12 protein-coding genes and 1 pseudogene are annotated in these 12312 nt (G+C 66.4%); 5 read left to right on the top strand and 8 right to left on the bottom strand.

Annotated features, from left to right (window positions below; all coding sequences use genetic code 11):
- The first annotated feature begins 3 nt into the window (after positions 1 to 3).
- The 3 genes from AQY21_RS15845 to AQY21_RS15855 are packed head-to-tail and all read left to right on the top strand — an operon-like array spanning position 4 to position 1953.
- Complete coding sequence (locus AQY21_RS15845) at positions 4 to 765, top strand: SDR family oxidoreductase (RefSeq protein WP_203416531.1); 762 nt, start codon at positions 4 to 6, stop codon at positions 763 to 765.
- A 4-nt stretch (positions 766 to 769) separates the two neighbouring features.
- On the top strand, positions 770 to 1084 hold the full coding sequence (locus tag AQY21_RS15850) for an NIPSNAP family protein (protein ID WP_058098587.1): 315 nt from the start codon (positions 770 to 772) through the stop codon (positions 1082 to 1084).
- Positions 1084 to 1953, top strand: coding sequence for a DMT family transporter (locus tag AQY21_RS15855; RefSeq protein WP_058098588.1), 870 nt, complete (start codon positions 1084 to 1086; stop codon positions 1951 to 1953). The genes AQY21_RS15850 and AQY21_RS15855 overlap by 1 nt, the downstream gene beginning before the upstream one ends.
- Before the next feature lie 7 nt (positions 1954 to 1960).
- Here AQY21_RS15855 and AQY21_RS15860 read toward each other — a convergent pair whose 3' ends face one another.
- Positions 1961 to 3178 carry an amidohydrolase family protein gene (locus AQY21_RS15860; RefSeq protein WP_058098589.1) on the bottom strand — a complete coding sequence of 406 codons (1218 nt, stop codon included), beginning with the start codon at positions 3176 to 3178 and terminating at the stop codon, positions 1961 to 1963.
- Entirely contained in the window at positions 3175 to 4131 is a 957-nt protein-coding gene (locus AQY21_RS15865) for an amidohydrolase (protein WP_058098590.1), read from the bottom strand. The genes AQY21_RS15860 and AQY21_RS15865 overlap by 4 nt, the downstream gene beginning before the upstream one ends.
- Positions 4132 to 4224: 93 nt before the next feature.
- Between AQY21_RS15865 and AQY21_RS15870 the strand changes: the two genes are divergently transcribed.
- Positions 4225 to 5178 carry a LysR family transcriptional regulator gene (locus tag AQY21_RS15870; protein WP_058098591.1) on the top strand — a complete coding sequence of 318 codons (954 nt, stop codon included), beginning with the start codon at positions 4225 to 4227 and terminating at the stop codon, positions 5176 to 5178.
- Between the two features lie 6 nt (positions 5179 to 5184).
- Here AQY21_RS15870 and AQY21_RS15875 read toward each other — a convergent pair whose 3' ends face one another.
- The 6 genes and pseudogenes from AQY21_RS15875 to AQY21_RS27195 form a co-directional block, all read right to left on the bottom strand.
- The gene (locus AQY21_RS15875; protein WP_058098592.1) at positions 5185 to 6399 is read right to left on the bottom strand and encodes a sugar ABC transporter permease; all 1215 of its coding nucleotides are present in this window, start codon (positions 6397 to 6399) and stop codon (positions 5185 to 5187) included.
- Positions 6392 to 7189: an ATP-binding cassette domain-containing protein gene (locus AQY21_RS15880; RefSeq protein WP_065169946.1), complete on the bottom strand. Its 798-nt coding sequence runs from the start codon at positions 7187 to 7189 to the stop codon at positions 6392 to 6394. Before AQY21_RS15880 ends, AQY21_RS15875 begins: the two co-directional genes overlap by 8 nt.
- Before the next feature lie 32 nt (positions 7190 to 7221).
- The gene (locus tag AQY21_RS15885) at positions 7222 to 8295 is read right to left on the bottom strand and encodes a substrate-binding domain-containing protein (protein ID WP_058098594.1); all 1074 of its coding nucleotides are present in this window, start codon (positions 8293 to 8295) and stop codon (positions 7222 to 7224) included.
- 171 nt (positions 8296 to 8466) lie between these two features.
- Positions 8467 to 10086, bottom strand: coding sequence for a GMC family oxidoreductase (locus AQY21_RS15890; RefSeq protein ID WP_058098595.1), 1620 nt, complete (start codon positions 10084 to 10086; stop codon positions 8467 to 8469).
- A 189-nt stretch (positions 10087 to 10275) separates the two neighbouring features.
- Positions 10276 to 11475: an MFS transporter gene (locus AQY21_RS15895; protein WP_058098596.1), complete on the bottom strand. Its 1200-nt coding sequence runs from the start codon at positions 11473 to 11475 to the stop codon at positions 10276 to 10278.
- 155 nt (positions 11476 to 11630) lie between these two features.
- A pseudogene (locus tag AQY21_RS27195) lies at positions 11631 to 11897 on the bottom strand (transposase); the annotation flags it as partial.
- A gap of 241 nt (positions 11898 to 12138) precedes the next feature.
- On the opposite strand from AQY21_RS27195, the gene AQY21_RS15905 reads away from it, so the two are divergent.
- The coding region (locus AQY21_RS15905; RefSeq protein ID WP_082658100.1) for a transposase at positions 12139 to 12312 on the top strand (174 nt) is incomplete at its 3' end.

A 12312-nucleotide genomic window follows, 5' to 3' on the forward strand; every position in this document is an offset into this window, starting at 1 on the left:
ACCATGGATATGCATCTCAAGGACAAGGTTGTCCTCGTCACCGGCGCCGGCGCCGGCATCGGCGCCGCCACGGCGAAGCTGTTTATCGAGGAAGGCGCCAGGGTCGTGGTCGCCGACTACCTGGGCGATGCTGCCGAACAGGTCGCGGCCGAGCTGGGCGAGAACGCCCGTGCCTTCACCGTCGACGTCTCCAAGGCCGAGGATTGCAAGGCCATGGTCGATTTCGCCGTGGCCGAGTTCGGCGGGCTGGACGTTCTGGTGAACAATGCCGGCCGCGGCTCGCTGGGCACCGTCGAGACCCAGGACGAGGACGATTGGCGCAGCATCATCGACGTCAACCTGACCGGCGTCTATCTGTGCAGCAAATATGCCGTGCCGGAGCTGCGCAAGCGCGGCGGCGGCGCCATCGTCAACACCGCCTCGAACATCGCCATGGCGATGGCGATCAAGGATCGCGCCGCCTATGTCGCGGCCAAGGGCGGCGTCGCCTCACTGACCCGCGCCATGGCGCTGGACTTCGCGGCGGACAACATCCGCGTGAACTCGGTGGCGCCGGGCGTGATCTGGTCGAACTATTACAACCAGATGCTGACGCAGGTTCCCGACCCCGAGGCGTTCAAGGCCGGGCTGCGCGCCCGTGCGCCCTCCAACAGCTGGGGCGAGCCCGACGACATTGCCTCGGCCATCGTCTGGCTGGCCTCGGACCGCGCCCGCTTCGCCGTCGGCACCATGCTGACCGTGGACGGCGGCGCCTCGATCTGGTGATGCGATGATCCTCGAGGAACGCGACTATCGCCTCGTGCAAGGCATGACCGGGCCTTTCCTAGAGGCCTATGAAACCCTCGGCCTGCCGGTGCAGCGCAAGCATCTGGGTGAGCCGGTGGGCTTCTTCACCACCGATATCGGCGAGTTGAACCATGTCGTCTCGATGTGGCGCCATGACGATTACGCGCAGCGCAGCGCGCGGCGGGCAGCCATGCTGGCCGATCCAGACTGGCCGGCCTATCTGGAGGCGATCAAGGGCATGATCGAGGTCCAGACCGTCCGCATCCTGGCACCGGCGCCGTTTTCCCCGCTGCGCTGATGCCGACTGCAAGGTCCGACGACTGGCGCGGCGCCGGCTTCATGCTGCTGGCGATGGCCGGTTACGGGCTGAACGACCTGATGGTCAAGCTTGTCGCCGCGCACCTCCCCGCCGCGATGATCCTGGCCATCAGGTCGGCCATGGCCGTGCTGCTTTTGCTGGGGCTATTGGCGCTGCGGCGCGAGATCTGGCAGATCCGCGCCAGCCTCACGGGCCGGGCGTGGCTGCGCGCATTGCTGGATACCGGCGCCACCATCGGCTATGTCCACGCACTCACCGGCCTGTCGCTGGCCAATGCGGCCGCGATCTACCAGATGACCCCCATCGTGTTCATGCTGGCCAGCGCCGCCCTGCTGCGCGAGACGATCCCCCGCAGCGGCTGGATCGGCACCGCCCTGGGCTTTGCCGGCGTGCTGCTGGTGATCCGGCCCGACGGCGCCATGCTCGACCCGCATGCGCTGGCGGTCGTCGTCGCGGTCCTGTGTTCGGTCGCACGCGACCTGCTGATGCGGGGCAGCCTGATGCCCTCGCCCATCTGCCTGGCGCTGCTGAGCGCGGTCTGCACCAGCCTTTTTGGACTGGGCACTTTGACGGCCGGTGGGACGGTCGCGCCGGAACCGGCGCAGGTCGGCCTGCTGGCGCTGGCGGCGACGGCCATCGCCGTGGGCTATGTCTTTCTGGCGCTGGCCACCGCGACGGGGGGAAGCGGCTTCGTCTCGCCCTTCCGCTACAGCATCCTGGTCTATGCGACCCTTCTGGGCATGGTGGTGCTGGGGCAATATCCCGATGCGCCGGCGCTGCTGGGGATCGGGCTGATCCTGCTGGGCGGCGTCACCGTGGCGCTGCCGCGCAGCCGGCCGCGCCCCTAGCGACTTCTCAAGGGGCTTCGCGATAGATGCGGCCGTCCTTCATGATCAGCGACAGGTTGTCGGGCGCCTGCAGCAGGGCCAGATCCTCCAGCGGATTGCCCCGCAGCGCGATCAGGTCGGCGCGCAGCCCTTCCTTCACCCGGCCGATCTGGTCCTGCATGTTGAACAGCGCCGCGGCATTGCAGGTCGCCTGCCGGATCACCTCGGCCGCAGGCAGCACCTCACCGCGAATGCGGAACTCCAGCGACTGGTGGCGGTGCAGCGGCCCGATCAGATCGGTGCCGTAGACCATCGGGACCCCATGCCGCGCGGCGATTTCCAGCTGCCGCGGCCCGGCATCCAGAACCGGCTTGATCTTGGCGTGAAGCTCGGCCGGCATGCCGACCTGCAAGCCTTCCTCCCACATGGTGGTATAGGCCGAAAGCGTCGGCACCAGAAAGGCCCCGGACTCGCGCATCAGCGCCGCAGTCTCGTCGTCCAGGAAATTGCCGTGCTCGATAGAGCGCACACCGCATTCCACCGCATGCCGGATGCAGCGGTTGGTATAGGCATGCGCCATGACATAGGTCGAGGCGTTCTCGGCCTCCTCCACCGCCGCGCGGATCTCCTCGCGCGAGAACTGCACGTAATGGATCGGGTCGGTATAGGAGGCGATGCCGCCGCCGACCATCAGCTTGACCTGATGCGCGCCGCGCCGGATCTCGTCCCGCACCGCCGCCCGGACCTCGGCCACGCCGTTGCAGATGCGGCCGAGGCTGGGGACATAGTAATGGTCGTCATAAGCGGTCTCGCCCGGGCCGCGCATGTCGCCATGGCCGCCAGATTGCGACAGCGCCTTGCCGGAATAGAGGATGCGCGGGCTGGGGATCAGGTCCTCCTCGACCGCGCGCGCCAAACCGAAATCGGCGCCGCCCGCGTCGCGCACGGTGGTAAAGCCGCGCATCAGCATGTCCCGCAGGATCGGCATGGCGCGGATCGCGGTATAGAAGGGCGACCATTTCGTCAGCAGCGCAAAGCTGTTCATCGGCACGATGACATGGACATGCGCGTCGCACAGCCCGGGCATCAGCGTCCGGCCCTTCAGGTCGATCACCCGCTCGGCCGTCCTGGCGCGGCTGCCGATCTCGGCGATGCGCCCCTCGGCGATCAGCACGTCGCAGGTCGCGGACAGGCTGCCGGCATCGACATCAAGGACGCTGGCGTTCTTCAGAAGGGTCGTGGTCATGCCGTGAGGTTCCGTTCATGCAGGGGGGACAGGGCCGCGGGGCGATAGATCCGCACCGCCGTGCCCGACAGGATCGCCATGCGCTCGGCGGCCGAATAGCCGCGCGTCACGGCGAGATAGCCGTCGAAGATCGTGCGATAACTGCGAAACAGCCGGTCGACCGGAAAGTTCGAACCCAGCATGACCCGATCCGCGCCGAAGGCCTCGACCGTCACATCCATGACATGCCGCAACTCGGCCAGCGTCCAATCCGGCTTCAGCATCGCCAGGCCCGACACCTTGACGCTGACATTGGGCAGTTCTGCCAGCTGTGCCATGCCGACGCGCCAGGCCCGCAGATCGCCGTCGATCAGCCCGTCGGGCATGCCCGCCTGGTTCAGCACGATCTGCGTATCCGGGAAGTCGCGCGCCAGCCGGGCAGCGTCCCGCATCTGGCCGGGAAAGACCTGCAGGTCGAAGGACAGGCCCGCCGGCCCCAGCCGGGCGAAACCGCGCCGCCAGGCGGAATCGTCCATCAGGTCGCGACGCACGCCATAGCTGAGGCGCGGGTTCCGGTGCCAGGCCAGGATCTGCCGCACGCCGCGGAACAGGGGCGAGGACGCCTGATGCGCCTCGATCAGCGCCGGCGCCTCGGGCGCCGCCAGATCGACCGCGCCGACGATGGCGTTCGGAAAGCCATGCACCCGATGCGCCGCATCGGCGAAGCACGTCTCGCCCACCGGGTCGCGCGGATCGAAGCCGCCATCCAGATGCACCGTGCCGATCACGTTCAGCCCGGCGCTGTCGGCCAGGAAATCGCTGGCCAGATAGTTGCGGCGGATCGCGCCGGTATCGCCGACGATGCTGGGCGTGCCCGGCCGCAGCCAGGGATAGTCATGCGCATCGAGATCCCAAAGATGGTGATGCGCATCGATGATCGGCGGGGTTTCTACGGGATTCATGGGCTTTTTCATGGTTCCTTCTCTGCGGCCAGACTGCGGCGCGACGGGGTGGATTGACAATCGGGCGGCAGTTGTAATCCCATGACTGAAAATCATGAGGCCGGCATGAAGACCCCGAATCCCGCCCCCCGCGACGCGGTCGAGCGCGAGGGCGACCTGCCCTCGGTCAGCGCGCTGCGCGCCTTTGTCATGGCGGCGCAGTTCCGCAGCTTCTCGCGCGCGGCGGATGAACTGGACATCACCCAGAGCGGTATCAGCCGCGCCGTGCGCAGCATCGAGGACATGGCCGGCACCCAGCTTTTCGAGCGCACGGGCCACGGGCTGGTGCTGACCGAGCCCGGCAGCGTCTATTACGACGAGATCACCTCGATCCTCAGCGAGTTGGGCGCAGCGACGCTGCGGCTGTCGACCTATGCCGAAGCGGCGGACCAGTTGACCATCGCCACCCTGCCCAGCCTCGGCGGGCGCTGGCTGGCACCGCGCATCGGCCGGTTCATCGCCCAGAACCCGACCATCGAGGTCTCGATCACCGCGCAGATCGGCCATTTCGATTTCGAGGGCAGTTCGATCGACGCGGCGATCCATTACGGCAACGAGGTCTGGGCGGGCTGCCTCAGCGAAATGCTGATGGACGAGGTGCTGATCCCGTTCTGCGCGCCGGCGCTGCTGCGGGGCACGGTGCCGCAAGCCCGGCTGCTGCTGGACCTGTCGCTGATCCAGCACCTGCACCGCCCAACCGCCTGGCGCGAATGGTTCCGCGAGGTCGGCATCGAACATCCGAACCCGACGCGCGGTATACGGTTCGAACAGTATCAGATGGGGATCGAGGCGGCCAAGACCGGCCTTGGCGCGATCCTGATGCCGCCCTTCATGGTATCCGAGGAAATCCGGAACGGGCAGCTTGTAGCCCTGCACAACCTGCCCGTCGCCTCGCCGTGGCGCTATTACCTGGTCTATCCCAAGGCCAAGCGATCCAAACCGGCCGTGCAGAAGTTCCGCAGCTGGATCCGGGCCGAGGCGCGGCGCAGCCTGCAACAGACCGCGCAGATGATCGGCTGACCGCGCCTATCTCGCGCCGCCGCGGCGCGACAGCAGCGCATCCAGCACCACCGCCAACGTCAGGATCGCGCCCTGCACCTCGAGCCGGGTCTGGGTCGAGGCGTTAATCAGCAACATGCCGTTCGAAACCGAGCCGATGACCAGGGCACCGATCAGCGCCGCCCAGACCGAGCCGCGTCCGCCGAACAGGCTGACCCCGCCGATCACCGCCGCCGCGATGGCTTCCAGCAGCAAGGTGGTATCGGCCGAGTCGGGCGAGACCCCCAGCACCCGTCCCGCCGCGATCATGCCGCCGAGCGCCGCGAACAGTCCGGTCAGCGTAAAGGCGGCGATGCGCACCAAGGGCACCGAGATCCCTGCCCGCCGCGCCGCCTCGGCATTGGCACCGACAGCGTAAAGGTAAAGGCCGAAACGCGTCTGCGTGGTGACATAGGAAAATGCGGCCAGCAGCACCAGCAGGAAGGCGACCAGGCCCGGCACGCCGCGATAGGCGTTGAACACCGCGACGGCGGCCGCCCCGGCAATGGCGATGGCGGCGGTGGGCAGCAAGACCTCGCGCAGCAGCGAACCGCCAAGCGCCTGCTGATGGTTCGCCCGCCAGGACTGCCAGGACAGGAACCCGTAAAGCGCCGTCATCGCGACGAGCAGCGCGATACCCATGCCGGGCGACAGATACAGCGTCGCGACCTTGCCCAGGGGCGTGCCGACCAGCGAGATCAGGTTGGTGCCCTCGGGCAGCAGGTCAAGCAGGATGCCTTGCAGGATCAGCGACATGCCCAGGGTCACGATGAAGGCAGGCGCCCGGAACCAGGTGACGATCACCCCTTGCAAGGCGCCGATCCCGGCCCCCACGCCCAAGCCGACCAGGATGGCGATGCCGATATCCACGCCGGCATTGACCGCAAGCCCCGCCGAGATCGCGGCCGAGACCGCCCCTGATGCGGCGACCGACAGGTCGATTTCTCCGACGACCAGCACGAACATCAGCCCCAGCGCCACGATGGCGGTCACCACGATCTGCAGCGACAGATTCGAAAGGTTGCGGGGGCTGATGAACAGCGGGTTCGCCCAGCTGAAATAGGTCCAGATCAGCGCCAGCGCGATCAGCACCGGCACCATGCGCCAGCGCGTGGCCAGCGCCGTCATCAGGTCGTGGCGGTTCATGCGGGAAAATCCTGTCCTGCCCGAGAGGGCCTTGGGGTCCGAACTCAGGTCAGCCATGGGCCAGCTCCTTGCGCAGGGCGGCAAGTTCGGCCGCGTCGAGGGCTCCGGTCATCGCGGCGATCAATTCGTCGCGGCTGTAGCCGCCGCGCGTCACCTCGGCCACCTTGCGGCCAAGGCGCAACACGACCACACGGTCGGCGATCTGCTGCACGTCGCCGATGTCATGCGAGATGATGACGACCGCCCTGCCCTGCGCCTTGAGCCGCTCGATCAGCGCCAGCACCTGCTTGCGCTGCGCCACGCCAAGCGCGGCGGTCGGCTCGTCCAGCAGAACGACCTGCGGATTGGCCAGGATCGAGCGGCAGATCGCCACCGATTGCCGCTGCCCGCCCGAAAGCGAACTGGAGGGCACCCGCGTGTCGCGGATCTTGACGTCCAGGTCGGACAGCACCTCGCGGGCGCGCTTTTCCATCCGCGCGCGGTCCATGCGGCGGCCCTTCCACCAGGGCAGGCAGATCTCGCGCCCCAGGAACAGGTTCTGCACGGTGTCGAGATTGTCGCAAAGCGCAAGGTCCTGATAGACGGTCTGGATGCCCGCCGCGGCCGCATCCTGCGGTCCCTTCATCGCATGGGCCCGGCCGGCGACGAGGATTTCGCCAGCGTCCGGCTGCTGGATGCCCGAGATGGTCTTGACCAGCGTGGACTTGCCGGCGCCGTTGTCGCCGACCAGCGCCACGACCTCGCCCGGCCAGACGGCCATGGAGACATCGGTCAGCGCCGCGACCCCGCCGAAACGGACCGAGACATTGCGCACCTCAAGCACGGGGGGAGGAGTGTGGATTGCCATTGCCATTCCCTGTCGATTGTCACGCCCGGCCGTCATTGGCAGAACGCGGCCTGTTTCCCGATGCCGCCGCAAAGCTCGTCGCGAGTGTAGAGCCCGGCGTCGATCACGGTTTCCTGCACATTCTCGGGGGTGATGAAAATATTCGGCTCGATCCGCGCCGGCACGCCGCCCTCGGCATAGCCGTTTTCCCAGGTGCCGTTGACCAGCCCCTCCGGCGCGGCTTCGCCCTTGGCGGCAGCCACCACGAGCTGCACCGCCGCATCGGCCATCGCCTGATAGGGCGGCGCCATGTCGGCCTTTTGCCAGCCCAGCAATACGCGCTGGATCCCCTCCAGCGTGGCATCGTAGCCGCCAAAGATCGGCACCTCGCCGACCAGATCCTGCGCCGCCAGCGCCGCGATCACGCCCCCGCCGGTATCGTCGTTCATGACCACGACGCCATCGACCTCGTTATTGGTCCGGGTCAGGCATTGCTCCATGTTCTTCTGCGCATTGGCGGCAAGGTAAAGCAGCGCATCGGCCCGGCAGACGATCTCGACCTCGCCCGACGCGATCAGCGGCTCCAGGTATTTGTCGAAACCCTTCATCTGCTCGGCATAAAAGGCGAACTTTGGATCGCCCAGCATCAGCGCCAGCTTGACTGGGCGCTTCTCGGGCAGGTTCTCAGCCAGGTATCTGCCCTGCGCCTCGCCGATATCGGCAAAGGGCACCGAGACGTGATAGTTGACCGGGCCGGGACCGGGATCATGGGCATAGGTGACGACCGGCACGCCGTCGGCCTCGGCCTTGGCGAGGATGCTGGCCGAGCGCGGCGGATCGACCGAGATCAGGATGATGCCGCGCGTGCCGCTGGCCAGCGCTGCGTCGGCCTGCGCCATCTGCGCCTGCATGTCGTCATTGGCGTTCAGCACCTTCAGCTCGACCCCGGGCGCGTGCCGGGCGACGGCGGCGGTGATGTTCGGAATATCGAACTTGGCGATCCGGCTGGTGGTGACGTTCGGCACCAGCAGATAGATCGAGCCGGTCAGCGCGTCCGCTGCTGCGGCCGGCAAGGCGCCCAGCCAGCTTGCGCCGAGCATGAGCGATGCGGTGAGGAGGTTCTTCATCTTGGTTCCCTGTCGATGTGACATGCTGAGTGATCGGCGCGGCCAGTTCCGGCCATTGCCGCGGGTCTTTTCCGGCCGTGCCGGCGCCCGCCTGTCCTGTTGCCCGGAAAGGCTAGCGCCGGGCGCGGCGCGCGCTCAAGCCGCGCGCCGTCATTGCTGCATGAGCCTGGCTCATAATGCGGCCAGGATCATGTCGGCCGCCTTTTCGGCGATCATGATGGTGGCGGCATTGGTATTGCCGCTGACCATGGTCGGCATGATCGAGGCGTCGGCGACCCGCAACCCGCCGATGCCACGGACCCGCAGCTGGTGATCGACCACGGCCATGGCGTCCTGCCCCATTTTGGCGGTGCCGCAGGTGTGGTGCCCGATGCCCGAGCTCTGGCGGATATACTGGTCCAGCTCGTCGTCCGAGCGTATGTCAGCGCCCGGTGCCAGTTCCTCGCCCCGCACCGCATCGAAGGCGGGCTGGGCAAAGATGCGGCGCGTCTCGCGGATCGCCGCGCGGGTCAGCGCCAGGTCGGATTCCTCGGACAGGAAGTTCGGATCGAAGACCGGCGGCGCCTTGGGGTCGTTCGAGGCCAGCCACATCCGCCCCCGGCTCTCGGGCCGGTTCGGCCAGACATGGGCCACGAAACTGTGCCCCTCCAGCCGGTCGGCCCAGGGCATCCAAAGCCGCAAGCCGCTGCCCGGATACCAGGGGATGAACACCGCCTGGAATTCGGGCGCAACGACACCCTCGCGCGAAGAGAAGAAGCCGCCTGCCTCCAGCGGGCTTTGGGTGATCTGGCCGCGTTTCAGCAGCACGCCCTGCAACATCGCCGCCGCCAGCCGATGCACCCGCAGCGTGCGCGCGAACGAGTTCGGCTGCTTTGCCGCATGCGCCACCGACACGTTCACATGATCCTGCAGGTTCTTGCCGACACCCCGCAGGGCATGGGCGACGGGGATGCCATGCGGCGCCAGATCTTGCGGATCGCCGATCCCCGACAGCATCAGCAACTTGGGCGAGTTGAAAGAGCCCGCCGCAAGCACGATCTCACGCCGGGCCATGGCGGTTTCGATCTTGCCGCCGCGTTCATATTCGACGCCGACCGCCTGGCCGTCGCGCAGGATCACGCGGCGCACCAGCGCCCCGGTCGCGACATGCAGGTTCGGCCGCACCATCGCCGGGCGCAGGAATGCCCGTGCCGTGGTCATGCGGCGACCCTCGGCAATGTTGAAATCGTAAATGCCGAAACCGTCCTGCGAGGCACCGTTGAAATCCCCGTTCAACGGATGGCCGGCCTGCGCGCAGGCTTGAAGGTAAATCCGCGTCAACGGGTTCACCATCGGCGGCTTCGCCACCGGCAGCCGCCCCTCGGTGCCATGATAAGGGCTCGGGGCGCCGCGGTAATCCTCGGACTTGCGGAAATAGGGCAGCACATCCTCATAGCCCCAACCGGGATTGCCGAGTTGCCGCCAATGGTCGAAATCCGCCGGATTGCCACGGATATACTGCGCGCCGTTGAAGATGAACGAGCCGCCCAGCATCCTGCCGCGCGGAAAGAACTGGAGGCGGCCGTTCATGCCCTGCTGGGGCAGGCATTCATAGGCCCAGTTGTTGGCCTTGAACGAGAACAGCTTGGCAGCCAGGAACGGCAGGTCATAGGGCAGCACATGCCTGCCCGCCCCGGCCTCCAGCAGCAGGACCCTGTCGCCGCCTTCGCTAAGCCGCGCCCCCAGGACCGAGCCGGCCGAGCCGCCGCCCACCACGATGAAATCGTATTCCGCTGCATTTCCGCTGCTCACGCCGATCCTCCTGTCCCGATCCGGTCTGCAGCAGGCTGCGCAATCGGCCCCCTCCCGGCAAGATGGGCCAGGGCGCAGAGGCATGACTTTGACTCATGCCCGGTCGTCACCCTGCCCGCCGTGCCGGACATGCCGAAGCCGCCCCGGACCATGCAGGCCGGGACGGCGGGAATGCCGGGATGCGGTGTCCTATGGCACCGCAATCTGCGCCGAGGATTTCAGCGCCGTAACCAGCCGGCACCCCAGTGCGATGATCAACATGGCACCTAGGATCAGCAGGAAGGCGGTTTTCAGGCCCTGATATTCCGAGACCAGCCCCAAGGCCAGCGGGCCGCAGATATAGCCGATATAACCAATCGTGTTGACCAGCGCGATGCCAAGCGCCGGCGCCGAGGGGATCGCGGCCGCAGCCCGGGTAAAGAACATCGGCGTGCAGTTCGCCAAGCCGAACCCTATGGCGGCAAAGCCGATCAACGCCGCCCAGTGCGACGCCACCGTCACCGCCAACAGCACGCCCGCCGCGGCCAGCAGACCGCCCGACACGACCACGCATTCGGCGCCGAAACGGCGGATGGCGGCGCTGCCCAGCAGCCGGCCGATGGCCAGAGCAAGCTGGAAGGCGGCAAAGGCATTGGCAGCCGCCGCAGGATCGGCCTTGACCACGTCGCGCAGATAGACGCCGCTCCAGCCGTTCATCGCATTCTCGACGAACAGCGCCAATGCGACGAAGACGCCCAGGATGACGATCGCCGGCGAGCGCAGGATATGGCGGATGATGGCGCGCCTGCCGCCCTCAGACGTTTCGGCCACGGGCTTCAGATTGCCCAGCATCACCCAGCCAAGCACCAGCACCGCCACCATCGCGATACCGCCCACCGTCAGTGAGGAATAGGCCCCGCCGCTGGCCCGGATCAGCTGTGCGGCGAGCGACGCCCCGGCAAAGCCGCCAAAATTGTAGGCGGCATGGAACGAGGGCATGATCTCGGCCCGCCATTGCCGCTCGACCAGCGAGGCATGGGCATTCATCGACACGTCGATGAAACTGTTGGAGGCGCCAAGCGCCAGGATGGCCAGCAGAAAGCCGGTGTATTGCGTGGCGAAGCCGACCATCTGCAGCGCCAGCGCCAGCATGATCGCGCCAAAAAGCATGGTGGCACGGGTTCCGAACTGCGTTGCCACCAGACTGCCGATCACGACGAAGATCACCGTGCCCAGCCCTTGCAGGCCCAGTGCCGTGCCCAGCCGCGCATCGCTGAGCGCAATCAATTCCTTGAGCAACGCGATGTTTGAAAAGAACAGCGCCAGAGCCATGCCATTCACAAAGAACACGGCCGTGGTCGCTATCCGCGCCCGCCGGATGTCGGGCGGGATCTGGAACCTGTCGCGCATGATGTCTCCTCCTGTCGCGCTGTCGGAATGGAGCATCCTCTAATCCCGAATCACTCTTATGTAAACGTTTTCTTTCGTGATTGCCTTACTCCAGCACCCGGTACGAACGGATTCCGATCAGGCTTGATCAGCCCGGCCGCAGGTTGCGCTGATGGTCAGCGGCCTGCGCGACTGGTTGCGGGGTGCGCGCGTCGGATGTCGAAACGCCACCCCGTTGTAAAGGCGGTCAACCACATGTTCGGATAGTCGATCGGGGTTTGGTAACCCAAGGCCGAATGCAGGCATTCGGTGTTGTAGTCGGTCACCCAGGCCGCTATTTCGACGCGAGCGTGAGCCAGATTGCGGAACATGGTCTCATTGAGTAACTCGTCCCGCATCCGCCCATTGAAACTTTCCGCGAAGCCATTCTGCATGGGTTTGCCTAGCATGTGTTTCGGCCTGCAAATCTGGCTCTGACGCAGATTGTGTGATGTCCGTATGCGCCCGCTCTACATTCAGCGTGTTTATTCAAGGAGGTGGACATCATGCAGGCACGCTACGATACCAAGCTCTTGCCTGAGGGGGGTGCGCGCAACCGGAGAGGTGGCTTCGGAAATCTGAACAGGTGGGCTAAGTGGATTTTCCGAGCAACTGCAGCATGATGCTGCGAGCGAGGAGAAGACCATGACGAGACGACCGCGCCGGAATCACAGCCCGGCATTCAAGGCGAAAGTGGCGGTAGCTGCGATCAAGGGTGAGAAGACCATGATCGAGCTGGCGCAGGATTTCGCCGTTCATCCGAACCAGATCAAGCAGTGGCGCGACCAACTGCTGGAGGGCGCGACCGGGGTTTCCGGG

The organism is Paracoccus sp. MKU1 (genome assembly GCF_001447385.1).
GTDB lineage: Bacteria > Pseudomonadota > Alphaproteobacteria > Rhodobacterales > Rhodobacteraceae > Paracoccus.